Source organism: Faecalicatena orotica (genome assembly GCF_905197545.1).
Lineage (GTDB): Bacteria > Bacillota > Clostridia > Lachnospirales > Lachnospiraceae > Faecalicatena_A > Faecalicatena_A orotica.
Genome location: NZ_CAJJZH010000004.1, coordinates 63,331 through 88,437, shown reverse-complemented (window position 1 = coordinate 88,437; position 25,107 = coordinate 63,331). Strand labels below are relative to the sequence as shown.

Sequence of the window (25,107 nt, the reverse complement as noted above, 5' to 3'; positions counted from 1 at the left end):
CTACCTCCATCCTACCGTGTCTGCTCGTTTTGTAGCGGCATGGTCTTTTTTATAGAATGTTCTGCCCGCAATGCTTTCAATTCCGACTTTACTGAGGACTTTTTCTCTGCCTTTGATTCCGGGATTTTTTCTTTCATCCCATCAGTCCGCTGCTCCATAGCTGTAAAGGAATGAGCCATGCCCTCAAATACCTTGCGTACTTTTGCTAAAATTCCCTTATCCTGTTCTAACGTCTTTGTTTCCACAGCTTCTTTTCCAACCAAAACACGTCCTGCATTTTTCATATACATCCCCGCTTCGTGAAGCTGTTCCCGACGGACGTCTATCTGCATAGCGGCTTCCTGCATAGACTGCGCTCCATGACGAAACGCTTCTTTCATTTTAGAAAGAAGCGCCGGAATCTTCATGGCATGAACAGCCTGCACCAGCGCAGACCGCCCCTTTTCCTTAAACTCTGTCAATGCTTTCCCCGCTGCACGAAGAAAATTAGTCTTTACGGTGGATACCATAGCCTTTATCTGTACCAACTTATCCTGTGCACTGTCCAGTAGATGCTCACATCTTATCCGAAGCCCCTTATCATTGAGTTTCTGTACATCTGCGTGCATTTCTTGAAGCTCACCCATCATCTGAATGACTTGGTTTTCCATTGTTGAAATATAGTCCACCAGTGCGGATACTTCCTCTTTTTCCTTGTGGAGACCATTTTGCTCCAAAACAGCAAACAGTTCCATAATCTGCGGAATCTCCCGCAGAGCCAACGCTTGCTCAGCCATTATGTTTCCCTCCTTTTTCTGTTATCGTGCTTCCCCTGCTGTCTTGACAGGGGATAATTCACGGCAATACTCCGGGTAACGAAGTTTAATGCCCTCCATAAAATAAGGGGAAAACTCACAGCAGAATAATTCCTCCGGTGTGTAATCACCGTAGCGCTCTTGTTCGGTATATCCATTCCAGAGATTAAAAGCAAGATGACATACTCTCACTGTACCACTTGTCTGCCAACCGCCGTGCATCCCCTCCGGCTCAAGACAGTCTGATTTGAAATCAAACATTCGTCGGATATTTGCCCGTGTCTCCGGGGCAATGCCCATGACATAGAAAAATGCCTGATGATAGCAGTCCTGCTTCCGGCACTGATCCATCATGTCGAAAAAGAAATCCCTATGGGCTTTAGAAGCAAATTGTACTTTCATTACGATACCTCCCGTCCTTCTCCGCCGAATACACCTTCACCCGGTCTGGTTGTCATCAATTTATAAAGGTCCGTATCTTTCGGGAACCGATTGACAAACGGCACTAACGCACTGCCGTATTTGATTAGTCCACATCCGGCGTCCGCATTGGTTACATAGCTCATTTGTTCATTGGAAATATTCAGAAGTTTTGCCAGCTTATCACGGTCAGATGCCGCCTGATTAAGCATGATAATAAACTCAGAGTTACTGAGCATGGTGCTTGCCTGTACGGAATCCAACAGATACTCGACGTTTTGCGTGATGGCAGTAGGATACGCATTTCTCTTACGGAATTGACGCCATGCACTGTTGAAGAAATTACCGCTGTATTCATTCTCAAAAACAACATGAAATTCGTCGATAAATACATGGGTTCGCTTACCACGCTTCCAGTTTAAGGTAACACGGTTGAGCATGGTGTCGGTGATTACCAATAATCCGGTCGGCTTTAACTGTTCACCCAAATCATGGATGTTGAACACCACCACACGCTTATCCAAATCCACATTGCTACCATGCCCGAAGATGTCCAAAGAGCCAGTAGTAAATAACTCCAATGACAGCGCAATCTCCCTGGCAATCGCCTCCGGCTGTACAAGCAACTTTTCACGCAAGGTAGAAAGTGTCGGTATGATACCCGTCTCCGCCGCCTCCTGGTACACCAAAGCCGTACAGCGGTCAATGATAGATTTGTGACGTGGACCAACACCATTTTTATCAATCTGTTCCACCAATGACATGATAAACTGAGATTTTTCCACTATCGGATTGTTCTCACCATATCCCTCCACCATGTACATAGCGTTCAGTCGGTCTCTGCCTCCGGCTGCTACACGGATGACTGTACCGATGTCATTTCCCATAGCCTCCACCATCGGTGCAAACCCTCCCTCCGGGTCACAAATCAAAATATCATCGTTGGTATTCAGCATCAAAAAGGCAATCAATTCCTTTGCAGAAAAGGACTTGCCAGAACCGGGTACACCAAGAATAAACGAGGACTGATTTAAAAGGTTTTCCCGGTTACAAAGAATCAGATTGTGGGAAATGGCATTTTCTCCGAAGTAAATACCACCCTTGTCCTGAATCTCCTGTACCTTAAATGGCATAAACACCGCCAATGATTCTGTTGTTAAGGTACGGAACGCATTGATTTTCCGTGTACCAATGGGCAGCGCTGTATTCAAACCGTCTGTCTGCTGATACTTTAGCACAGCCATTTGACACATCTTCTGTCTGGAAAGTGATAAAATCTGGTCCGTATCCGTATCAAGCTGTTCTTTGGTATCCGCAGTCAACACCATTGTCAAAATTCCCAACATCATTCGTTGGTCACGAGTAGTCAGATCATCCAAAAATTCCTTGCTCTCTTTGCGCTGCTGTTCCATATCATAGGGAACCACAGCAGAAAAGTTATTATTGGCGTTCTGTCGGCGCTGCCAGTTCGTCACATTGGTCTCTACTCCCAACAGCCTGTTCTCCACTTCCCGGACAGCTTCATCCATAGGAATGGGAACCACATTCAGTGACAGCATCATGTTCCGGTTTAGATCTGTCAGCTCAGATACAAAGGAATCCCGGATGTAGTTGGCATAATCTTTCAAATAGAGAGTACGGCAGTATTTTCCGCCAAGAATCAGATAATCACTGTGCTTTTCGATATAGTCCGGGCAGATATAATCCCGGAAGTCATGTCCCTTTCTCATCATGTCACGCAGTTCAAAATGGAAGTCTGCCTCCTCACCCTGCCGATAGAAGTCATGGAGGACACGTAGCTTTTCTGCAGCGTCCAGTTCCACACATTTAGATCCAAGAGCTATATAGTGACCATTCAAATCAGCACCTACACGTGCAAAATAAGTGCGGGCATCCTCAATGCTCTTTTTCGGAACAGAAATGGTGATATATTTTTCCTGTATGATACCATTGCCAGCAGTGGCTTTCCCTAAGATAACATCATTGTATTCTATTCGATAGTGATCACGGGAATCCCCCTGCATAGGCATGAGGACTGCCTGTTCAAAATTCACCCGGTTTAAGGTACGGTTGTTAATGGTAATCTTGGCAGTAGAGCCAGCGTTCAGACTGTTCAAAAGTTCTGAGTAATCTAGGAACATGGATTTTTTATCTTCCTCACTAGCCACCTGATAGTTAATGTCCGTAAACTTCCATGTACGGCAAAACTGATTGCCTGCGAGAAAAATCCCATCCTCCCAAATACGCTTAATAGGAATTACATCCTGTACCTGGCGGGGAACCTTAATGATTTTCAAGCTGCCCACCTGTGCCTGATTGATAAATCCTTTTCCTGCCTCATTTTCCACAGTCATGGTCTTGCCATGCTCTGCGATTTCAAAATAATACGCATTGCTGTCCAGATAGAAGCCCTCTGGAGCCTTTGTCTCCTTTACAAAATAACCGCCATACAAAAGCTCTGTCATTTCATAAACACCAACACTAACCTCATTGAGCGTACCCAGCTTCTCATCCTCGCTGTCCAGTTCCTTATTTCCGTTGGTATCACAATAAAGTTCAAATTCTGCACCGGTCAGCTTGTGATCCGGGTAATCTTTATCAACCTTAGTGAGTTGCACCGTACCTCGAATCAGGGTATTTTCAATCTCTATCTCTACCTCGGTACCGTCCGCATCAATCACTATCGGATAGGTTTCCTCAGACAATACATATCCGGTCGGTGCCTTAATTTCGTGAACACCCCAGTTTCCATAAGGCACTTTGACAAAAGAAAAACTGCCGTCCTCAGCAGAGGTGGCAGTCATCAGTGCATTTTCAGTTGTAAATTCCATACAATCCGGCTTAAACAATCCAATCAGTGCATCACCCAAAGCCTTTCCGCTGTCATCCTTTTTCACACCGTGAATTTCACCGTATAGCAATTTATTCTTGATTGCCTCTCCGTCATTCGCCTTGATTTCCACAAGTGCAGTATCCTGTCCTGCATACTCAAAGATGACCGAATATTTCTGGTCGGAAAGAATATAGTGATTATCGGTGGATAGTTCCTTGAAATAGTAGTTTCCAAAAGGTAAGTCTGTGCCGCAGTATCCATATCCGTTTTCATCCACAGATACAATCTCCAGCAGACCATCAGCCGGAATTACTGTACCATCTGCTGCTGTCATTTCCTCAGAAGCATACAATCCAAAGGAAACAGCGGTATACTCCTTATTCTGACCAATACCAAACTTATCGTTCTGTTCCATTACCTTATTCAGCAGAACGGCTGCACGCTGACGCTCATTATAGAAGCTGGAGGCAGTCTCGGTCACTTCTGCTTCCTGTCCGGCATATACAAGTTCTACTGTGCGTACTACCGTATTTAGGACCATACCGTTAGGAGCTTCTGTTTCTCGTATCTCGTATTTGCCAAGATACAAAAGCTGACTCTCTGTCATTCCATTTTCATCGGTAGTGATCGTGTCTACCACTTCTCCGGCAGAAGCACGGAGTGTACCATCCAATGTATAGATGTCCTCGGCGGCAGTAATTTCATAGGTGGCACCTGGGAGTCCCTGTACAGAATAGATTGGCTGATAAATCCCTTTGTTTTCCACAACACTGGAAAATACCTCACCGGATTTACTGATTTTGATAATTCCTTTCTGCGCCATATTTTCCTTAGTCACTTCCACCACAGTTACAGCGCTGTCCTCAGTGGCATTATCAGCGGTCACATCAAAATACACCGGCTCTGTGTTCAGCACATATCCATACGGAGCAGATACCTCCACAAGAGAATAGCCAGTGCCATATTCCAGTGTTTCCGGGGTAATCAAATCCCCCTCATCGTTGGTATAGAACGTGTCGATGGTAGTGACTTCCGGATAAGTGAAAGTCATTTCAATCTTGCTGCCATCCGGACAGAAAAGCTGAAAACCTGCACCTGCATACGGTATAACTTTTCCAGTCTCTGCGTCCACTTTGATAATCTTGATAAAACTTTTAAAATTAGCATTGTTAGCAAGATAACGATAGACGTGTCCATCCTCGGTAATATACACATCAAAATCTGCCAGCAGTTCACGGCCATCCCAGCCGGACACCTGATGCACCGTGTAGATACCGTAAGGCAAGTTTTTCGTCTGAGCAAACCCATTTTCATCACAGATCAGGTAATCCCTCTCACTCTCCTTTGCTCCATCATAGGAACCAGCGGATTTAAGGTACACGGAAAATTCTGCCCCGGCTTCTGGTGTCTCAAGCTGCGTTTCACCATCATCCGTATGTTTGATCAAAGCTATTTTCCCTTTGATAACCTGCTCATTTACATCCAATGCGGTACTGTTATACTCCACTTCGTAAAGCTGTGGCTCTGCACCCACATGATAGGAAGTATTATTCAGCAGATACCCCTCCGATGGGGATATTTCCCGGATGCTCCAGTTATCACCACAAACGTAATAGCCTGTCACAAACTGACCATTGGCATCCGTTGTATAGGTGTCAATAAGCTGCTCTCCCTGATAGACACCGTACACCGCACCGCCTAAGGAAGCATTCCCTTGAGCGCTGCCTGTTTCACAGTCACTTTTAGTTACGGTGGCGTTCCACTTTTTCAGTACATTGGAAAAGCTCTTATTGGTCACTGTATTCCATTCCACGGCTGCCTCTTGTTTTTCAGGCACCACATAACGAATTGGCGTGTCCACTTCCTCTAGTACATATCCTGTACCAATGAGTACCTTGTTGAAATACGCCTTTCCAGAATTGTCTGTAACGGCATATTCATCTACTGGAATCCCAGAGAGGGAAGTGCCATACAAGTGAAACTTCATGCCCTCCACCAGACCATCTTCGCTGGTTTTTGTCACCACTAAATCGCCACGTTTCAGGACATTGTTAAAAGTAACCGTGCTTGTACGTCCGCCGATGACTGTCACACGCTGTACGTTCTGCGGTTCATATCGGTCATAGCTTTGCTCCGTCACCGTATAAATCCCCGGTGTCAGTCCATCAATTTGAAATTCACCTGCAGCATTGGTTTTCACTGTCTGATTGATTCCATTTCCAGACACTGTAAAAGTAATGCCGTCCACAACGCCGTCCTCAGAAGTCTTTTTCAGCGCTACAATTCCGGTAGGAGTCTCCAAATCTAAATACGCCTGCGGTACATTGGTGTTTTCCACACCGGTAATCAGGTCCTGCAAGGTATCACTGCCATACGCAATCAACTTGGCGCTTTGGCTAACCACCGGGACATTATTTCGTGCTGCGGTAATGCGGACAGAACCACGGAAAGGCTCTACTGATGTAAAAGTCAGCTTATTACCCGACTTAGAAATGCTTACCCGGCTATCCGGACTGGAAAAATTGTATTCGGACAGCACCCCATTACTATCTGTCAGCGTAAGTGTATATTTACCGTCCTTATACTCCAACTCTTTGGAGCCGCCATTCATAAAACTGGGAACCGTATTGTGACGATTCAGCATAGATACAATCTGGTCATACGCCGCCGCTGCTCCGCTATTTGGATAGTTCGAGCCAAAGTGAAGTGAATAAATCGTAGTGCTGGTCCGATTATACGGCGCTCCGGCATTACGACATCCGGTAACAAACTCCCATACAAGGGTCTGTGTTGCCAGCCACTTCTCATCATCGCTTCCGGTCAGACTGCCTCGATTGCCCTGATAGCCATACAAAAGCGCCAGTCCAACCGCTTTCCTCTGACTGTCTGAAAGAGCGTTCCATGCAGCAGAAGCACTCTCTGTTAGTTTATCCCCTGTATGAAGCGGAACACCAGGCTGGAGACAGAAAGCATTATCGCCATCCACAAACATACGGTACTTCATTGCACCTGTTCCTCCAGCGGTATAGCCATTGATGACTGCACTGGAATTGTAGTGCATGATATTTCCATTCGAGTCATAAGTGCGGGAGAATGTAATTGTCCCAACCTCGCCCGTAGCTGCAAAAGCGGTAGTTGCCGGCAGTACGGACAAAGAAGTAACTGCAGCCATTACAACAGCCGCAGCCCTCTTAAAGAATTTTTTGAATTTCATAATAACCTCCAATTTCAGTTTGCTTGATTACCGGCTGAAAAGAAAGTCTCAGCCGTGTTACTGCTCATTCCCTCTTATCCTTGTTATACTGCCCCATTGACTATCTTTCTTTTTCGGCTGGTACAGCAGGTTTAGAGGGGGTGAGGTGTGGAGAGGGGGAACTGCAAAAAACAGTCCCCATCCAAAGGGTATAACTTCCCCCTGGTGTAGCAATTATCGTTCCTGTTCCCTCTGCCGTTTCCGGTATAATTCCAAAGCCTTGATAATGGTATCTTCAATTCTCTGAGCGGGCGTCCCCGGCGCAAAATATTTACTGATTCGGTCTCTTGGCATACGAAACTGTTCCACTTGGTTTGGCTTTTCCTCCTGTAAAATGGATAGAATCACATCCGGGTGCAGTTTTTCTTCCTTAGAAAACTTCCGCAACTTGATTGCCTGTTCATGGGATGGTGTACAATCCTCGCTCTCCATAGTTTCCAACAAGCTATACTGCTCATTTTTCGTCAGATAAGAAAGTTCTACCGCCGGACGCATTGCCATTTGAAGTATCCCTTTTTCTTTCAGCACAGAATTGTCTACCAATTCCAGAATTTCAGGAATCAGCTTCGTCAAACGAATATGCCGAAAGACTTGATCTCGGCTTTCTCCACTTTGCTTTCCAAGTTCTGTTGCGGAATCCAACTTTGTCGCCACTGGCGATAAAGTTAAATCGGTCCTCTGCCCCTGTCGCTTCATAGCGTCCAGTTTCATCTTACTTGCCATCTTCCGCCTATGTCCGGCTACCATTTCATAGCCGCCCTCTGCTTTCGGACGGACCAATGCGGGGACAAGTACACCGTATTGGCGGACACTCTCTGCCATTTCCATCATGTTCTCATCCATACGCACCTGAAACGGATGATTAGGAAAGTCACTGATTTCTGACAAAGGAATATCCACAACAGTTTCTCTCTGCGCTTCTTCACGCTCTGCCTGAGTGGTAAAGAGGCTATCTACACTCAGCAGATCGGCTACGTTGTTTTTCCCCAATCTTCAGCACCTCCTTTACCAGACTTCGGTAGGCATCTGCCGCACGTCCTTTTGGCTCATGCCGGAAAATGCTTTTATCCGCTGTGCTGATTTCCGCCAGACGGACGGTTGCCGGAATGACTGTGTGCAAGACAGGCAAGTGCTTTCCAAAGTTCTCCTTAACCGCTGAAACAGTTTCCCTGCGGAAGTTGGTTTCATTGGTCATAGTCAGGAATACACCACCCACCTGCAGCTTAGGATTGATTTGACGCTTGATACTCTGCACCGTTCCCAAAAGCTCTGTCATATCCTCTGCCGCCAGATAATCCGCCTGCACTGGAACCAACACATAATCTGATGCTGACAGCGCATTGATAACCAACATTCCCAATGAAGGGCGGCAATCCAACAGTACATAGTCATAATCCTTTTTCACGCTGTCCACATATTGCCGTAGCACAGTTTCCCGGCTCATGACATTAACCAATCCCACCTCAACGGCTGATAAAATACGATTCCCCGGTACGAAGTCAAAACCCTCGTGATGGTGTTGAATTTCCGGGTGTTGTGCTGGCTCTGCACCTGCAATCACATCATTCATGGCTGTGCCAAGAGATAAAGGCAATTCATGAGGCTTTCTCAAACCCAACATTTTTGTAAGATCACCTTGTGGGTCCACGTCCAGAAGCAGAACCTTTTTTCCACTCATAGCCATTCCTGCACCGATGTTATATACACTGGTACTTTTCCCTACACCGCCCTTTTGGTTGGCAACGGCAATCACTTTTGTTTTCGCCATAATAACTTCCTCCTTTCCAAAAATTTAGCCCCCTGTGGCGAAACAGGCGGCTATGTACGGGAACAAAAAAAGCCGCTTACTCTAAAATTAGAATAAACGGCAAAGTATGTATTTCCATATTAAATTTTCATTCGCTTCACAGGAGCCTCCATGACTTTCACAATCAATTCATCTACACAATCGGTATATCGCCCCTCACTTATAAGGGTGTTTTTCAAACGAACAAGGCTCTGCATAAGTACACTAACTTCAATGTTATCCAAATATAGATAGTATTTTCTCTTTCTCATCATAATCCCTCTTTGCCATTATTATAAACAAGGAAGAATCCATAGGCATAAGTGGAATTTCATGGGTTGTTACCGTCCTTTGGCTCATACGGTGTAAGGCAGCTTGTAATCAGAACTTACGGCGGTTTCCAGCTTGTAATCACAGGTGGTGAGTCTGACTTCCACTTTCTTGCCCTCATGCAGGCGAAGTCCGGCGTTTGCTTTGATCGTGCCGGAACCGATGTACCGGATACCATCGCTCTCATCTTTGTCAAGTGTAATGGCTGCCGGAATGGTGACCGTATAGGTCGGGTCTACATTGAATGTAACCTGTGTTTCGCCGGTTTTCGGGTCTTGCGTATCCTGATCTACCGTCTGGTCTGCCGCAAATACAGTCAATAACATGGTACCGCAGAGTACAAGGGTGAGAATGGCTGATAATGTTTTCTTCATAGCTTATGTCCTCCGTTAATTCTTTATTTATTGACAGCGCCTGACGCCGATCAATCGTTATTTTCCACAGTGACTGTAAAAGTCACTTTACCGGTATATTCTCCAGAATACACCGGGGTTTGCGCCGGTGCATAAAAAGCCATCCCGGTACTTCCGGAATTATCCTTGACGCCGCCTGCCACCTCCAGGATGGTATCGCCTGCAGTCACAGGTACAGCACCGCTGCCCTTATCTGCCGTCACAGTATAGGCGAGCACCGCCGTCTTTCCGTTTGACAGGGTAAAGGCGTTATCCTTGCCGCTTGTACCGGACAGAGTGACAACCAGCTTTTTCTCTTCTGTCATCGTCACTTTATCTGCGCTGACAGTGGCCGTCTGCCCCAGCTCTACCGAAGCCGGAATGGTCACGATATATTCCGGTGCATTAACTGTAACTGCAGCGTAAATCGTCTTATCCTCAGTATACGTATATGTCGCTGTATTCAGCTGCTTTTGACAGGCTTCATCCTCATAAAATGTATAGCTTCTGGCAAACTCCTCCCCATCATATACAGGGTAATCATGGAAACTTTCACCATAGTTGACATAACCGATAGTCAAAGGATCTGTGGCGGCGCCCTCCGTCACCAGACGGATGTCAACCTGCAGTACCTTCTGCGACAGATCAGAGGCCAGCACCGGAAACAGATCCTTATCCGGCCCGGACAGCTTCTGCCCCCATACAAGAGTCCCCTGTCCATTCTGCAAAAGTCTCGTCACCTCGCCTGAGGCAAAGGCTTCCGCCGTCTTCTGTGTGCCTTGTAACGCACCCAGTGGATTCAGATAATAGCAGTTCTCCAGCGTTATTAGCTCGTTCCATCCTCTCGAAAAAGTTTTACTATCATCTGGATCGGCGTTAATGCCGAATTCCGCCGCCACCATGCAGTTTCTTAAAACAACTCTCTCTTCTGTCCATCCTATCATTCCGCCGCAGTCCGTTGTTTTACTTCCCTGTATGCGGCCGATGAAAGCACAATTCTCCAAGCTCGCGTTTCCCCGGCTCACACCGATAAGTCCTCCGTGGGTACCGTCCCCATTCACACTACTGTCAATCGTCACCGAGCTCACACAACATTTCAAGGTACTGTTTCCAAATGCCTCTCCCGCGATGCCGCCGCTGAACTGTCTGCTGGCGGCAATCCTTCCTGTCGTGTGCAGATTTTGAATAGTCGCCCCATCTATTTTGCAAAATAGCGCTGCTCTGCTGTCCGGCTCGACCAGATCCAGCGTTATGGTATGACTGCCCCCATCAAAGGTTCCCTTATAAGAATCATTTAAGCCAATCCTCTGGGACACCGGATTTTCTGTGGTCCCGATGTCCGCCGTCAGAATTGCATTTGCCTCCAGATCCCTCGTTTCAAATTCAGCATGGGCAGAATCTCCGTTGACCAATGCGGTGAACCAATAAAGCTGTCCGATATTACCGATCTGATACGCCTGTGTCTCGCCGCCCCGAACTGCAGGCTGATATAATCCGCATACGCTGCAAATGCCGTCCGAACCAAAATCATGGGGGATTCCCACTTCTTCCGCAATCAATTTATTACTGTAGATTGGGGCGCATACCTTATAACCGGCATATACAATCCCATGCGCTCTGTTTAATACCGGATAAGCATCTTCTGTCTCTCCATTGTCCAGATTCTGACGCCAGACAGACGTTCCTTCAGAACTCCCGCCGTTGAGGAGATAAGCAACTTTTCCCGAGGAAAAATCCGCGCTGGATTTGTATGTGACGTCATTCACCACTGCCATCAGACCCACTGGGGCGTCATTACTATCCACATAGCAATTCCTAATCGTCCCATAGAATAGCGGGGCCTCTTTATCATTTTTATTGTCTCCCACAAAATAGCCCCAACGAGCACCCTGTGTGAAGTTTTTATAAGCAAAACAGCTTTCAATGGAACCGCCGAAGTTGCCGCCCACAAGACTTCCGACTACACCACTGCTGCAATAAAGCTGTGAATTAGTCACATAACAGTTCTTTACAACGCCTCCCGGCAGCAGCTGTCCTGTCAAGGCGCCGGCACGCGCATCACCATTCCACGTATAATAGTAAAAATTATCCACACCGAGATTCTGCACCGTACCACGCACTGTACCAAAAACACCTGCCGCCTTTCCCGGCATGCTCGGTACTTCAAGCTTTGTAATCACATGACCCTGTCCGTCAAAGGTACCCTGATAACCCCAGTCGGCAATATCACTTTCACTCGATGCATTCTGATAAAGACCACCCACCATTCCGATAGGCTCATAATTTCCACATCCTGACAGGTTCAGGTCTGCCGTCAGTACAGCGTCGGCAGACGCATTTTTTTCTTCAAAATCTGCATGTTCAGAGTTGCCATTGACCAAAGCTGCGAACCAATAAAGCTGCCCGGCATTGCCAATCTCATAGTATTCTTCTGTCTCATTCCATTTCGCCGGTTCATAGCTGCCGCACTGGGTACAAAAGCCGTCCTCGGCAAAGCTATGTGCACCCTTTTCCAATGATCCACTGTTGTTCATATAGGCAAGGATACATCCCTTATATCCATAATATACCGTTCCATGGGACGGCGAAAGTACCGGAACGTCATCTGCCTGCTCTTCATTATCCAGGTTCTGATGCCAGGCCGGCATCCCCTCGGAGGTTCCGCCATTGAGCAGCCATGCCACCTCGCCGGAGGCAAAGGCTTCCCTGGACTTCTGCGTGCCCTGTGAGCCAGCCAGTGGATTCAGATAATAGCAATTTTTAATCTCCCTGGTGGTCCACCCTCTCGCAAAATTTTCACAGTTTTGATTTGAAATAGCAAACTCGGCTGCCACCATGCAGTTCGTAAAAGTGGCTGCCTCCTCTGCAAACCCAATCAAACCGCCGCAGCTGTGTGTACTGCTTCCCTGTATGCGTCCGGTAAAGGCACAGTTTTCCATAGTCACAGTTCCGTAGCCCACCCCGATGAGCCCTCCATGAGTTCCGTCCCCATCCACACTGCTGTTGATTGTCACAGAGCTCATACATTTTCTCATAGTAACCGAACCATACGTTGCACACACAATCCCTCCGCTATACGTCCGGCTGGTTGTAATCGTTCCTGCTGTATGCAGATTCTGAATAGTCGCCCCATCTATTTTGTAAAATAGCGCTATATACTTATCCGGCTCGTTCAGATTCAGCGTTATGGTATGATTGCCCCCATCAAAGGTCCCCTTATAAGAACCGTTTAAGCCAATCCTCTGTGTCACCGGATTCTCTGTCGTTCCGATGTCGGCCGTCAGGATTGCATTGGCCGACACATCCTGCTCTTTCAACTCCGTATGTTCAAAATTCCCGTTAACCAGCGCTGCAAACCAATAAAACTGATGCAGGCTGTTAATCTGGTAAACGCCGTCAATAAGGTCAGCCGGTTTATAATTGCCGCAGGCGTCACACACATCATCTGTATTATATGGATGCAGACAGGTACAGGAGAATTGTACTGGTTCATCCGGCATCCGAAAACTATTCTCTGAAAATGTAACTTCTGCCCCATCCTTTTTCCTGACGACAGGACTTTCCATAGAACCACTGATTACTTCCTTTATGGAAACGCTGTTATTAGGCTTCACATATATTTTCCCTGCACAGCTTTCCATGCTTTCTCCGGTAATGTCAACTTTTAATGAGGTATCGATGAAAACTTCATAATATACCTCACCGCTCAGGCTGTCCAAAATATTTAAGCTGCTGCCATAGCCCATATAAATCTTTCCGTTGTTCGTCAGCGTTCCTTCCACTGTCACACTTGCATTATTCTGAAGAATCACTGCCAATCCCTGCGGAATCGTCAGGCTCATGCCAGACGGAATATCCAACTGTAATATATCCGGCAGCGGCATCGCCTTATCCAGTGTCACATCTCCATAGACCTGTCCAATTGCATCGAAAGCCGTTATATCCCCGCCGGAGTCAGATATTTTTGCTCCCGTGCATACGAATCCTTCCCAGTCTGTCTTCTCTGTCTCATTGATCTTATTGGAACTGACTACGACGCTGTTCCCGGTAATGTATGTCGTTACAGATTCACCGTACCCCCCTGTACCGATCCCGTTTGCATAGACCACGCCACCGGAAATCTGTATCTCTCCGCTTTCTTTTCTTGCCCCGTTTCCGATACCTTTTCCGCAGCCGGCTGCATAGACCACGCCACCTGTAATCCGAATACTGCCGGCATCTCCATATCCACCCCCACCAATAGCCGCAGGCTCTCCTTCTGAAGCAGGAGCGGAAGCAGTGACTGCACCGCCATGGATGGTTACATTTCCGGCCGCCTCTGACCTTGCACTCCCAATAGCTGCCTGACATGCGCCGCCGGACGCCGCAAGCCTGCCCATATCACTTCCCTCAGACTGTGCATATATGGTGATGGAATGAGAGGAGCTCACATTGATACCGCCGCCGGCCTTTAGTTCACAGTTATCCTTCAGAATCAGGTGCACATCGCCCGAAATATTGATACGCCCGGATATTGTCACATTTCCATCCGCCACATACCAGGTTTCCTCACCGGTTGTCCCCCACTGGGTCATATTTTCGTCAGCCAAAGTGTAGTTAGTACATTGCCCTTCGCTTTTATCCTCTTTCAAATAGGCGACTTCTTCATTGGCCGCAGCCGATGCAAACACCGCTGGCGCCGGTTGTTCTGCCTGTTCCGGCTCCTCTGTTGATTTCAGTTCCCCTGCTTGTCCCGGCTCTTCTTCCGGTTCCGTTTCTTCTGCTGATTTCAGTTCCCCTGCTTGTCCCGGCTCTTCTTCCGGTTTATCGTTAAGTTCATATACCACATCTTTTTCTGTAAAATCAGCAGCCAAAACGGTATTGGACAGGCTGCTGATAATCAAGCACAAGCCTAGCAGGATTGCCGTGAATTTTTTTCTTCTCATATTCTGTCTGTCTCCTTTCTGCTGCACGATCAGCACAGTTTCTATATTTGCGTCGTTCATGGCGCTGGGCGTCACCTTTTGAGAAGTGGATCTTCTATATCAAGTCCGGATGCAGGTTCAGCCGAATTCTCGTGATAAATGTTTTTGTATGTTCGTCATAGCAAAATCTTGTGTTTCCGCTGTATTTTTTTGCCGTATGTTCTAAACTGTACAGTCCGTACCCGCCGCCTGTCCGGTTACTCACAAAGGCCGCCGCAGGGAGGAAACTGCCGTCCAGCTTGTATTTGCCGGAGGGATGAATCTCCTGACAGGCGTTTGCAATCTGCATCACCAGTGAGCCGCCAATCACACCAATCTTTACGGTAATCCAGCGGTTCTCGCTCATCTTCTCACAGGCACGGATAGCATTTTCCATCACATTTCCCAAAAGCACCGTCAAATCTACCGGGGCGATCGTAATGTCACCGCAGTCTGCCTGTACCTCACATCGGATGTTCTTATCCTCTGCCCACCCCACGTAGTATTGGAGCAGGCTGTTGACGGTGGTGTTTTTGCAATAATCCGTCCTATCCCGATGGCTGACCTGAACGGTCAGATCCGACAGATAGTCTTTTACGGCTTCGTCATCGCCCTGTGAGAGCAGCTGTGAAATTCGGTTTAAGGAATGGCGCATATCGTGGCGTATTCTCCTTGTCTGCTCCATCTCCCGGGTAATGCTTTCATATTGGAGTTTTTGGATCTCCAATGCCTTCTTCTGCTCGTCATCCCGTTTTCGCCGGACGGATTCCCGAAATAAAGTCCAGTAGAAAATCCCAAGCACAGCCACCGTCAATAACAGGGGCGGGATGATCCACCACCAGAAGTCGGCTAACATTCCGTCCGGCCGGGAGGCGTAAATCATCAGCATGACAAAATAGAGAAAGGTTGCCAGTAGCACCGCACCAAATTCCCGGCGGATATTTTTCATTTCCATCTCCGCCAGATATTCCCGCACAGCCCGCCGCATGAGCAGCGCTGCCAATGGAAAAAATATGGCCGTTGTGCCAGCGTAAACCGCTAAGGTCAAAGGAGGGTACACATCCGGCAGCACACCGCCCGGAAACAGGGGGGTCACTAAGTTGACCAGCAGGTATTGTGTTGCCGCATAAAACATCACCAATACCAGCACCACCAGCTTCTTGATCATCTCTGACCGGATCATCCATAAGTACAGAACAGTAAGAATAAGAATCAAAAGGAACATATAGATGTTGGCTATCATTGATCGATACGCCCCCCCCCTGCAGGGCCGCCATTCCCATAACAAGGGGAAAACCTGCGGCAAACAGGAGGGATAATACGCCATATCCGGTGATGACCCATTTGCGGGGATATCGGAACACTTCTTTTCCAAACGGGAGCAGGCAGAGCAGCATCCCGGCTCCAATCTGCAGGGAAAAGCCTGCAAAGTGTCTTAAAAAGAAACTCATGGCAGCCACTCCCCCGCCGGGTTTTTCGGCTCGCTTAACCTTGTGAACAGGTAATTATCATAGGCCGCCCGGACTCTTCCCCGTTCCCTGCGGGCAAATTCCAAGCGTGTGCCATCCTTCAACAGACAAGCGTCTGCACTCATTCGTTCAATCTGCTCCATATTGACCATGCTGCTCCGGTTCAGTTTTAGGAATGATTCCCCCAGTTTATTTTTCAATTCTTCCATTGACATCCACCCCTTTATCACACGGCCGCTTGTCAGCACCACTTCTTTGGCATGGGCCGCGCTTTGAATGTAATTGATTTCATCCAAATATACCGTGTAACTGTCATTGCCGCTTGTCAGCACCACTACCGGCCGTTTCTTCTCCCGAAGCTCTGCCAGCCGGCGAAGGGATTCGGTCACACCTGCCGCTGTCACAGGTTTTACCAGATAGTGGAGGGCATGGAGGGAAAAGGCGTCCACCGCATGCTCCTCGCTGGTAGTCACAAACACAATGCCGGTGGATGGGGAAATTTTTTGCAGCTTTTCCGCAGTCTTCACACCATTTTCTCCCGGCATATAGATATCCAAAAATACAATGTCAAATGGCGGTATTTGGCTTGCCGCTGTCAATAACGACCTGCCGCTTGTATAACATTCCGGCTGTCTTGTAGGGTCATACGCATGCAGCGCCTCAATCACTTGTCTTTGCTCCTGTATGCTGTCATCACATATCGCTATACGCAATCCAATACCTCCCTCCTTTCACAGTGCAATCCTCACAGAACTTTTTATGAGAAAAAATGAAATGTCCTATATTAATAAACGGCAGTCAGGCTTGACATTTTTGTAAAATGCTGAATCTGCTGCCATATAGGACAATATTACCATTTGGGCGGAAAGGACAGGATACAACTTGTCTGTCAAATTTTGGATCCATCAGCATAACTTGTCAATTCCTTTCCCGAAAATTTTCTGATAAAAAAGGGTATAGTTTCCCTTACCCGCAAAACAGTATACAATTTTATTATATCAGATTCTCTCTCATTTTGTTCGACCATTCGTGCGTTCCACCTGACCATTCGTGCGATGAGTGTGGGGCGCTGGGCTTGTCAGGAAATATTATTCAATTTTTATTTTTACCGGGCACATTCATGTTTTTATCAAAAATGCCTACAAGATTGGTTCGTAGTGACCGTCTATTGGCTTATACATGTGCCAGAATCCCTAAACAGATATGCTTCTTTTGTATCTTTATTTGTCCATTTTTCCTTTTTTCGGATGTGTTTTCCATGAAAATATCCCTTCCTGCTTCAATTTTGAAATGACCTAATCGAACAAAATGAACCTCCGGGCAGCCAGCACCTTTGAATTTTCTTTTGTTCTTTCCCCTGATTATACAGAATTCTTTATATAATCGCTACAGAAATCAAACATTTTCCCTTAATTGTCGTCCTATTATAAGGGTTAAGCCCCCTTTTTCATTGACTTTTCCCTTAATTCATGCTATGTTCTAAGGGAAAGAAAGGGGGATTAAGGGAATGAGGACATTTAACTATTCACAAATCAAAGACCAAAAGTGGGATTCCGAAATCCTTGGTCTGATAGCAGCTATCTATAAGGAAGCTGGCAAACAAGAGATGTACCTAAAGCAGAGGCCCGATGAACTTGAAAAGTTGGTTGAGATAGCAAAAATCCAAAGTACTGAAGCATCTAATGCAATTGAAGGTATTGTCACAACAAGTACCCGTATTAAGCAGCTTGTCGAAGAAAAAACTACTCCCAGGAATAGAGATGAACAGGAAATCGCAGGATATCGAGATGTACTCAGCATTATCCATGAAAATTTTGACACTATACCGGTTACTCAGAACTACATTCTCCAGCTTCATAAAATCATGTACAGCCACATGAACAATCCAATGGCCGGCCATACAAAAAATAATCAGAATTATATTAGTGCCACCTATCCGGATGGCCATACTGAGATTCTTTTTACTCCACTTGCACCATTTGAAACACCAGAAGCATTAGATAGAATCTGTGAAGAATATAATCGTGTCATTGGAAATTTTGAAGTGGAACCGCTCATTGTAATTCCTATTTTTATCCATGATTTTCTCTGCATCCACCCTTTCAATGATGGAAATGGGCGCATGAGCCGGCTGCTGACTACACTGCTGCTTTATCGAAATGGTTTCTATGTAGGTAAATACATTTCTCTAGAAGCAAAGATCGCCAAAAACAAGGACCTGTATTATAATACACTTAATCAGGTACAGCATGGATGGCATGAAGGTACTGAGGACGCTGTTCCATTTGTCAAATACATCCTTGGAACTATACTTGCAGCATACAAGGATTTTGATGATAGATATTCTATTGTGGAAAAAAAACTGCCCGCTATAGATATGGTGCGTATTGCCACACAAAATAAAATCGGACGATTTACAAAACAGGACATCCATGATCTCTGTCCTTCCCTGAGTATCAGTTCCATTGAAGGTTCACTTAGAAAGCTCATATCTTCTGGTGAATTAAAGCGGGAAGGTTCAGGAAAATCCACCTGCTATGTCCGTTTAAAATAAAAGGGGCTGTCAAACGATTTTTTTATCAGTATTTTATTCCAGCGATTCAAAATACTGCTCCACAAAACTCATGGCAATCCCCACGGCCGAAACTTCTTTTTTGAAGCTGCATGTCTTCAGATAAGTGGTATCATTTTCAAAACCATTATATTTTACAACCTTTTTACTCAGTTCCGCCATATATTTACCTATATATCCGCCCACATATCCTCCCAGGATGATGTCACAGTCGTAAGCCATGCGGAGATTGGTCACAGTAATTGCGAGATACTCAAGATACTCATCCCAGATCTTTTGAAAATCGGTATCGCCCTTATCCAGCCTTTCAAAAAACTGTTCGAGATTTCCGTTTGTGTGCCCGGCCAGTACCTGCGCAGAACAATATGCATCGACACACCCTTGTTTTCCACAGTAGCAGGTGCGGCCGCCCGGAACGATGACCATATGGCCGAACTCGGAACTTCTGTAGTCGTCGCCTTCATATATCCCGTTGTGGACATAGAATGATCCGCCTACAGAATTGCTCAGGGACAGGTACACTGCATTTTTTTCCAGTCTGTACATCTCTGCCATCGCGGCACTGTTTGCATCATTTTCATACCGCACGTCATATTCAAAGAGCTGGCTTAAGTTTCTCAGGCTTAAATTCTGAACCCGCAGAATGTGGGAAATAAGCAGTGTCTCATACTGCTTATCTATGATTCCCGGGAAGGAAATCCCGACCCCCAGAAGCTTATCGTGCGCAATCCCTGACTGGCCTGCAAATTCCCTGAAATGGCGGTATACGGTTTCATTATATTCCAGTGAATTTTCAAATTTCTCACGGACTCTTACCTTTGCCGTAAGTTCCCCTGTCAGGTCGATCATGACATAGCTGATATGGTTGCTCGTTATATCAATACCAGCGGCAAACTTTAAGCCTGCATTGACAGAAAGTGCCTTTGCCTTCCGGCCGCCTGTAGACTCATATTCCCCGCTCTCAATGATAATCCCACGCTGGATAAGCTCTTTTACATTCTGCAGGACGGTTGGCATGCTTAAACCTAATGTTGCCGCGATCTCGGGTTTAGAGGTCACACGCCTGTGCAGGATGAACCTGGCTACCCTGATTAAATTTGCTTTCTTCTTATCCGTGCCGCTGTCCTTATGCATATCCCCTGTTCCTTCCATAAATCGTTTTATAAAAGGATTTTACCCCTTCTGAACTAAATTTGCAACATTGCTTTTTCCATATATTCCTTAGGGCAGACCCCGGTCACTGACCGGAAGATGCGGCTGAAGTAAAACTGGTCTGTATATCCCACCCGTTCCGCAATATCCTTGATATAGGCCTCCGGATCCTGTTCCATCATCTGCATCGCTTTTTTCATACGGATACTGGTCAGGTAATTGCTGAAAGATGTCTCCTCATACGTACGGAACATCCTGCTTAAGGATGTCTGGGATACACCAAACTGCCTGCAGATACTGCCCAGCGTCATTGCCTCATCCATATGTCCCTTCATGTAAGAACAGATAGAATGGAAAAGCTGTTCTTTATTATCAATCTTTTCCTTCCCCATATCCGGGATGCACTGTCTGATGACCGTCAGTATATTCTCCTTCAGTTCATCCATATCGGACGCATAGTAAAAGGCATCGTCTATCATAAACTCCAGATCGACAAATTCCCTCTCTATTGGATAAAGGTTGCGTACCAGCTGAAAAATATATTTCACTGCAGATTCCACATAAATCTGACTACTTTTCTGTTTCCTAAATATATCGAATAATTTCTTCAATTCTGTTGGAAACTTCTTATCCTCTTTATATCGGATGCAGTATTCTACCTGTTCAAGCTGCTTTTTGGCCGTCTCCTCCTCCCCCGGATTCCGGCATTCCTGGCTGTCGCCGTTCAGGTACAACACCTGGTTTTCTCCGATTACCACCGATTCATCCAGCCTCCTGTACAGCTTTTTCACGATTTCGGGAAGTGCTTCCAAAGGGAATGATTCGTTGTACACAACTGCCGTCTGATATGTATAACCACTTTTTTCCCTCTCAAAAATGCGCTCCGCCATTCCCTTGAAGTCTCCGGAAAACAGTAGTTCCTCGGGGAAAAGATACAGTGCCTCCATTTCGTCACGCCCATAGATATACACTTTTTCCTCTTCCATAGAAAATATTTCGACGCCTGTTCTTCTGGAAAATCTTTTGGGAAGGCCGTTTTTCCGGTATATGGCCGCATAGTAATTTCCTGCCGGGAAATAGCGGTAAAGCCGGTCTGCATCCTCCGCCTGTTTCCCATTGCAGAGTGATCTTAACAGCCTGTTTCGTTTTTCATAATATAACGTATTCAGCTTCGGCTCCAGCCGGTCCATCAGCTTCTTCATATCCGATGGAGCCAGCGGTTTTAAGAGATAATCACATACCCCTGACTGGAGGGCACCCTTGGCATATTCAAATTCAGAATAGCCGCTGACGATTACTGAAAGCACCTCCGGGAACTCTTCCTTCACCTTTGCAACAAGCTGTATTCCGTCCATCACGGGCATTTTTACATCAGAGATCAGGATGTCCGGCTGTTCTTCCCGGATCAACCTGAGTGCTTCACCGCCATTTTCCGCCGTCCCCATAATCTCATACTGTGGACATTTCTTTTCCAGAATCATGCATACATGGTTCAGCGCCGTAGGCTCATCTTCTACTACCATAATTTTATACATTTTTATCATTCCTCTGTTCTATACTCAGATCTTCTGCACTTTGCCTTCTTTTTTCCCTGCATCCGATGATCACATCCGTCCCCTTTTCTTTTCCCGGACGGATCTCAAATATAAGATCATCGTTGTACAAAAGATACAGGCGTGCATAAGTATTAACCAATCCCATTCCACCAATTTCAAGTTCTACACTGCTGCGGTCATTTGTCAGTTTATTCCTTATGGAAGAAATATTATTATTTATTTCGTCCAGTTTCTCTTTCGTTATTCCATTTCCATCATCATGCACCTTCAAGAACCAGCCATCCTCTGTCAGTGCCCCGGCAACCTCCACCCTGATGATATCAGAACTTGACCCATACCCGTGATTAACCGCATTTTCCACGATCTGCTGAAGGACAATTTTCGGGAGCGGCTTGTTATAAAGTGCCTCATCTATCCGGATCTCATAGGAGAGCTTATAGTCATAACGGTGTTTCAGCAGGCCGAGATAGAGTTCCAGATATTCGATCTCTTGTTTCACCGATGCGTACTTATCCTTCGTGTTTGTCGAGTAGCGCAGCATCCCCGCCAGTTCACTGCATATATCACAGATCACCTCATCATCCGACACCATGCCCCGGTTGGAAATTACGTTCAGTACATTATAGATAAAATGCGGGTTCACCTGTGCCTGAAGGAGGTCGAACTGTGCCTGGAGCGAAAGCAGTGACATACGCTTTTCTTTTAGCATAGATGTGTTCAGGCGGTTCAGCACGTCTTTGTAGGAGACATACAGGGATTCAATCTCATCATTTGAAATCTTTTCCGGAATCTCAGCCTCCATATTATCCAGCCGGGTCGTCTCCATAAAATGCTGCAGCTGCTGGATCGGCCGGGTCAGCTGCCGTGAAGTCAGGTAAATATACCCAAGTGAGAGGGCAAGAGCCACGAACAACAGAAGCAAAGATACCGGGAGCACCTCCATAGCTGCGCTTTGGCTGATGTCCATGCGTGCGACTGTCATAAGGACAATATCATCTGTATCCGACTCCTGCATCAGGCACAATGCCTTCTCACCATCCGCGGTCTCAATCTCCTCGATATCCTTATCACGGCCCTGCATCAGGTTCCAGTAATACTCTGCCTTGACCTGACGTGCATCCGAATACAGGAATTCCCCTTCTTTCGTCATGAAAATATAGGTTATGTTTTCATCTGTATTCGCGATCATTTTATCCAGTGAAGCCTTGTCCTTCTGCACCTCCAGATATCCCATCTCCATCCCTTGTATCTCTTTCACGACAGAGATCACCTGCGGTTTGGAACGGCTGCCCCAGTCATCCTCATGGAGTCCTATGAGCACATTCCTGCCGCCCTTCCCGCTCACCCTTTCCACCCACGGGTAGGTCTGATAGGAGGCATCTGTATTCAGGGCGGTGTTTGTATAGTTATTATTTGCAATGGTCCTCCCGTTCTTATTGAAAAAGACCATGCGGTAAAATTCTTCCATTAAATAGTAGGAGTTAATTTTTGCACGGACAGTGGCAGTGGAGTCGCTGAAATACATGTCCGCATAGGAGTCTGTTTTCAGTGTGGCAAGCTTTTTCAGGGCATCCAGCACCTCAATATCCGACAGGACATATGTAATGGCAGATTCCATGCTCTCAAGCGTATCCTCCATCTGCTGGAGCTTCACATTCGAGACAGTCCGGATATTCCCGTATTCCCGCTCCTTGTACTGCCTGACATTCAAAGTATAGTATGCCGCCCCGAAGATTCCTGTGATCAGGACAGAAAAAATTGTATAAACAAGAATGATTTTCTTCTGGAACTTCATGCCGTCCCCCCTCTCCAAGTAAATGCATTATATCACAAAAAGACTGGCAGCAGAACCGTATCTGTCACGGTTCTGCATCCGGTCTTATAGTTTTCTTATTTATCCTTTGACTGCTCCTGCAACCATTCCTTCTACAATCCTCTTGTTGAAGAATATGAAAAGTATGAGCATCGGAATTGTTATCAGTATTACATCGGCAAAAAGCATATTGTAAGAACTGGAGTACTGCCCCATAAAGTTATAAAGTGTAAGCTGTACGGTTGCGTTCTCTGCCCCCGGAAGGAAGTACAGAGGATTGGTAAAGTCATTAAAGATAGTAACTGCATTCAGGATAATCACAGTGGATGTAACCGGCTTGAGCAAGGGAAAAATAATAGCGGAAAAGATCTTCCATTTTGAACATCCGTCCATATACCCTGCCTCTTCCAGTTCTATCGGGATTGAACTCATAAATCCTCTGAAAAGCATGATCGTAAATGGAATCTGAAGGGCCACTTCTATCAGGATCATTCCCCATATTGTTTTATAAAGGTGAATTCTCTGCAATACCCAGATCGTAGGCAGTATTGCGGCCGGAACCATCAGCCCTGCCATGATCAGTGAATTTACAATACCCATCACACGGTCTTTTCTTCTCTGGAGAACATAGCCTCCCATAGAACCTACGATAATGAGGATCAGGACGGAACCGACCACGATCAGTCCGCTGTTTTTAAAAGCCGTAAGTATCTGGTAATTATTCGCCTTAAACACCTCGGCAAAGTTTTCCCAGTGGAATTCTGTCGGCAGTGCGATACTCAGGAGATTGGCTTCCCTGCGTTCTTTGAGTGCATTTACCAGCATAAAAGCGAATGGTACAATAAATATGATAAATGCAGCCGCAACTCCTAATACATCACCCAGAAGATATAATCTTTTTTTCTTTTTCATGGTTATTCTGCCTCCTTGCTGAGCAGGAATTTCTGAAGCGGGAATGCCAGAAGTGCTATGACAGCAAACATAATTACATTTCCTGCCGTGGACAATCCGTAGAATCCTGCTGCATACTGCTTATAAACGGTGGATGCCATGACCTCTGTCGCATATCCCGGGCCGCCGCCTGTCATCGCCCAGATCAGGTCAAATGTCCGCATGCCGCCGATGAATGCCAGTATGATAACGGAATTCATGGCCGGCCGGCTGAGCGGCACTGTGATTGCCTTCAGCTGTTCCCATGCAGTAGCGCCGTCAATCGAAGCTGCCTCATAATAAGTCTTGTCAATCGACTGCATGCCCGCAATGAAAATAACGGTTGCAACCCCGACGCCCTTCCAGACATCCGTAAGAATGACTGCATATAAAGCTGTCTTTGTATTGCCGAGCCAGTCCATCCCTGTCCCGCCGAGCATAGTAATCACCTGGTTGATCAGACCCTTGGACGGATGCATTAAAGCGCAGAATGTAATACCTACTGCAATAGTACTGATCAGGTTTGGAAAGAATACTACAGATCTCAAGAAATTTTTCGTTTTAATCTTACTTGTCAGAAATACCGCCAGGAAAAATGCAATGATAAGTTTCAGCCCGCATGTGAGTATTGCATAAATCAGAGTGTTGATAACAGAGCTGTACAAAGACGAATCTGAGAAGAATGTCTTAAAATTATCAAATCCGCAAAACGTAAAACTGTTGAAATCCCATACCGTCATACTGAAGAAAAATGATATGACCATCGGCAGGAGGAAGAATACTGTGAAAATCACCATCGCCGGTACGATAAACCAATTCGAATATATTTTTTTCTTGTCCATTTCCACCCTCCAATTTTCGAAA

General features: G+C 46.2%; 16 protein-coding genes. 1 reads left to right on the top strand and 15 read right to left on the bottom strand.

Going from position 1 to position 25,107, the window contains the following annotated elements; all coding sequences use genetic code 11:
* Nucleotides 1-11 precede the first annotated feature (11 nt).
* The 10 genes from ABIN22_RS09880 to ABIN22_RS09835 form a co-directional block, all read right to left on the bottom strand.
* Nucleotides 12-776 carry a DUF6674 family protein gene (locus ABIN22_RS09880; protein WP_346908282.1) on the bottom strand — a complete coding sequence of 255 codons (765 nt, stop codon included), beginning with the start codon at nt 774-776 and terminating at the stop codon, nt 12-14.
* Nucleotides 777-797: 21 nt separating this feature from the next.
* Entirely contained in the window at nt 798-1,196 is a 399-nt protein-coding gene (locus ABIN22_RS09875) for a DUF6075 family protein (protein ID WP_346908280.1), read from the bottom strand.
* Complete coding sequence (locus tag ABIN22_RS09870) at nt 1,196-7,261, bottom strand: VirB4-like conjugal transfer ATPase, CD1110 family (RefSeq protein ID WP_346908278.1); 6,066 nt, start codon at nt 7,259-7,261, stop codon at nt 1,196-1,198. The genes ABIN22_RS09875 and ABIN22_RS09870 overlap by 1 nt, the downstream gene beginning before the upstream one ends.
* A 213-nt stretch (nt 7,262-7,474) precedes the next feature.
* Nucleotides 7,475-8,290, bottom strand: a complete 816-nt coding sequence (locus ABIN22_RS09865; RefSeq protein WP_346908276.1) for a ParB/RepB/Spo0J family partition protein — start codon at nt 8,288-8,290, stop codon at nt 7,475-7,477.
* Nucleotides 8,250-9,068, bottom strand: coding sequence for a ParA family protein (locus ABIN22_RS09860; protein ID WP_346908274.1), 819 nt, complete (start codon nt 9,066-9,068; stop codon nt 8,250-8,252). The genes ABIN22_RS09865 and ABIN22_RS09860 overlap by 41 nt, the downstream gene beginning before the upstream one ends.
* Before the next feature lie 119 nt (nt 9,069-9,187).
* Entirely contained in the window at nt 9,188-9,361 is a 174-nt protein-coding gene (locus ABIN22_RS09855) for a hypothetical protein (RefSeq protein WP_346908803.1), read from the bottom strand.
* A gap of 81 nt (nt 9,362-9,442) precedes the next feature.
* Nucleotides 9,443-9,790, bottom strand: coding sequence for a hypothetical protein (locus tag ABIN22_RS09850; RefSeq protein ID WP_346908272.1), 348 nt, complete (start codon nt 9,788-9,790; stop codon nt 9,443-9,445).
* 50 nt (nt 9,791-9,840) lie between these two features.
* Nucleotides 9,841-14,793, bottom strand: a complete 4,953-nt coding sequence (locus ABIN22_RS09845) for a hypothetical protein (RefSeq protein WP_346908270.1) — start codon at nt 14,791-14,793, stop codon at nt 9,841-9,843.
* 34 nt (nt 14,794-14,827) lie between these two features.
* Nucleotides 14,828-15,994 carry a sensor histidine kinase gene (locus ABIN22_RS09840; RefSeq protein ID WP_346908268.1) on the bottom strand — a complete coding sequence of 389 codons (1,167 nt, stop codon included), beginning with the start codon at nt 15,992-15,994 and terminating at the stop codon, nt 14,828-14,830.
* A 204-nt stretch (nt 15,995-16,198) separates the two neighbouring features.
* Nucleotides 16,199-16,933, bottom strand: coding sequence for a LytR/AlgR family response regulator transcription factor (locus ABIN22_RS09835; protein WP_346908266.1), 735 nt, complete (start codon nt 16,931-16,933; stop codon nt 16,199-16,201).
* Between the two features lie 794 nt (nt 16,934-17,727).
* Here ABIN22_RS09835 and ABIN22_RS09830 point away from each other — a divergent pair.
* Entirely contained in the window at nt 17,728-18,774 is a 1,047-nt protein-coding gene (locus ABIN22_RS09830) for a Fic family protein (RefSeq protein WP_346908264.1), read from the top strand.
* A 33-nt stretch (nt 18,775-18,807) separates the two neighbouring features.
* Here ABIN22_RS09830 and ABIN22_RS09825 read toward each other — a convergent pair whose 3' ends face one another.
* From ABIN22_RS09825 to ABIN22_RS09805, 5 genes are all read right to left on the bottom strand, one after another.
* The gene (locus ABIN22_RS09825) at nt 18,808-19,944 is read right to left on the bottom strand and encodes an ROK family transcriptional regulator (RefSeq protein ID WP_346908262.1); all 1,137 of its coding nucleotides are present in this window, start codon (nt 19,942-19,944) and stop codon (nt 18,808-18,810) included.
* A 35-nt stretch (nt 19,945-19,979) separates the two neighbouring features.
* Nucleotides 19,980-21,488 carry a response regulator transcription factor gene (locus ABIN22_RS09820; protein ID WP_118618078.1) on the bottom strand — a complete coding sequence of 503 codons (1,509 nt, stop codon included), beginning with the start codon at nt 21,486-21,488 and terminating at the stop codon, nt 19,980-19,982.
* Nucleotides 21,472-23,295, bottom strand: a complete 1,824-nt coding sequence (locus tag ABIN22_RS09815; protein WP_346908260.1) for a sensor histidine kinase — start codon at nt 23,293-23,295, stop codon at nt 21,472-21,474. Before ABIN22_RS09815 ends, ABIN22_RS09820 begins: the two co-directional genes overlap by 17 nt.
* Before the next feature lie 99 nt (nt 23,296-23,394).
* Nucleotides 23,395-24,225: a carbohydrate ABC transporter permease gene (locus ABIN22_RS09810; protein ID WP_346908258.1), complete on the bottom strand. Its 831-nt coding sequence runs from the start codon at nt 24,223-24,225 to the stop codon at nt 23,395-23,397.
* 2 nt (nt 24,226-24,227) lie between these two features.
* On the bottom strand, nt 24,228-25,085 hold the full coding sequence (locus tag ABIN22_RS09805; RefSeq protein ID WP_109732948.1) for a carbohydrate ABC transporter permease: 858 nt from the start codon (nt 25,083-25,085) through the stop codon (nt 24,228-24,230).
* Nucleotides 25,086-25,107 lie beyond the last annotated feature (22 nt).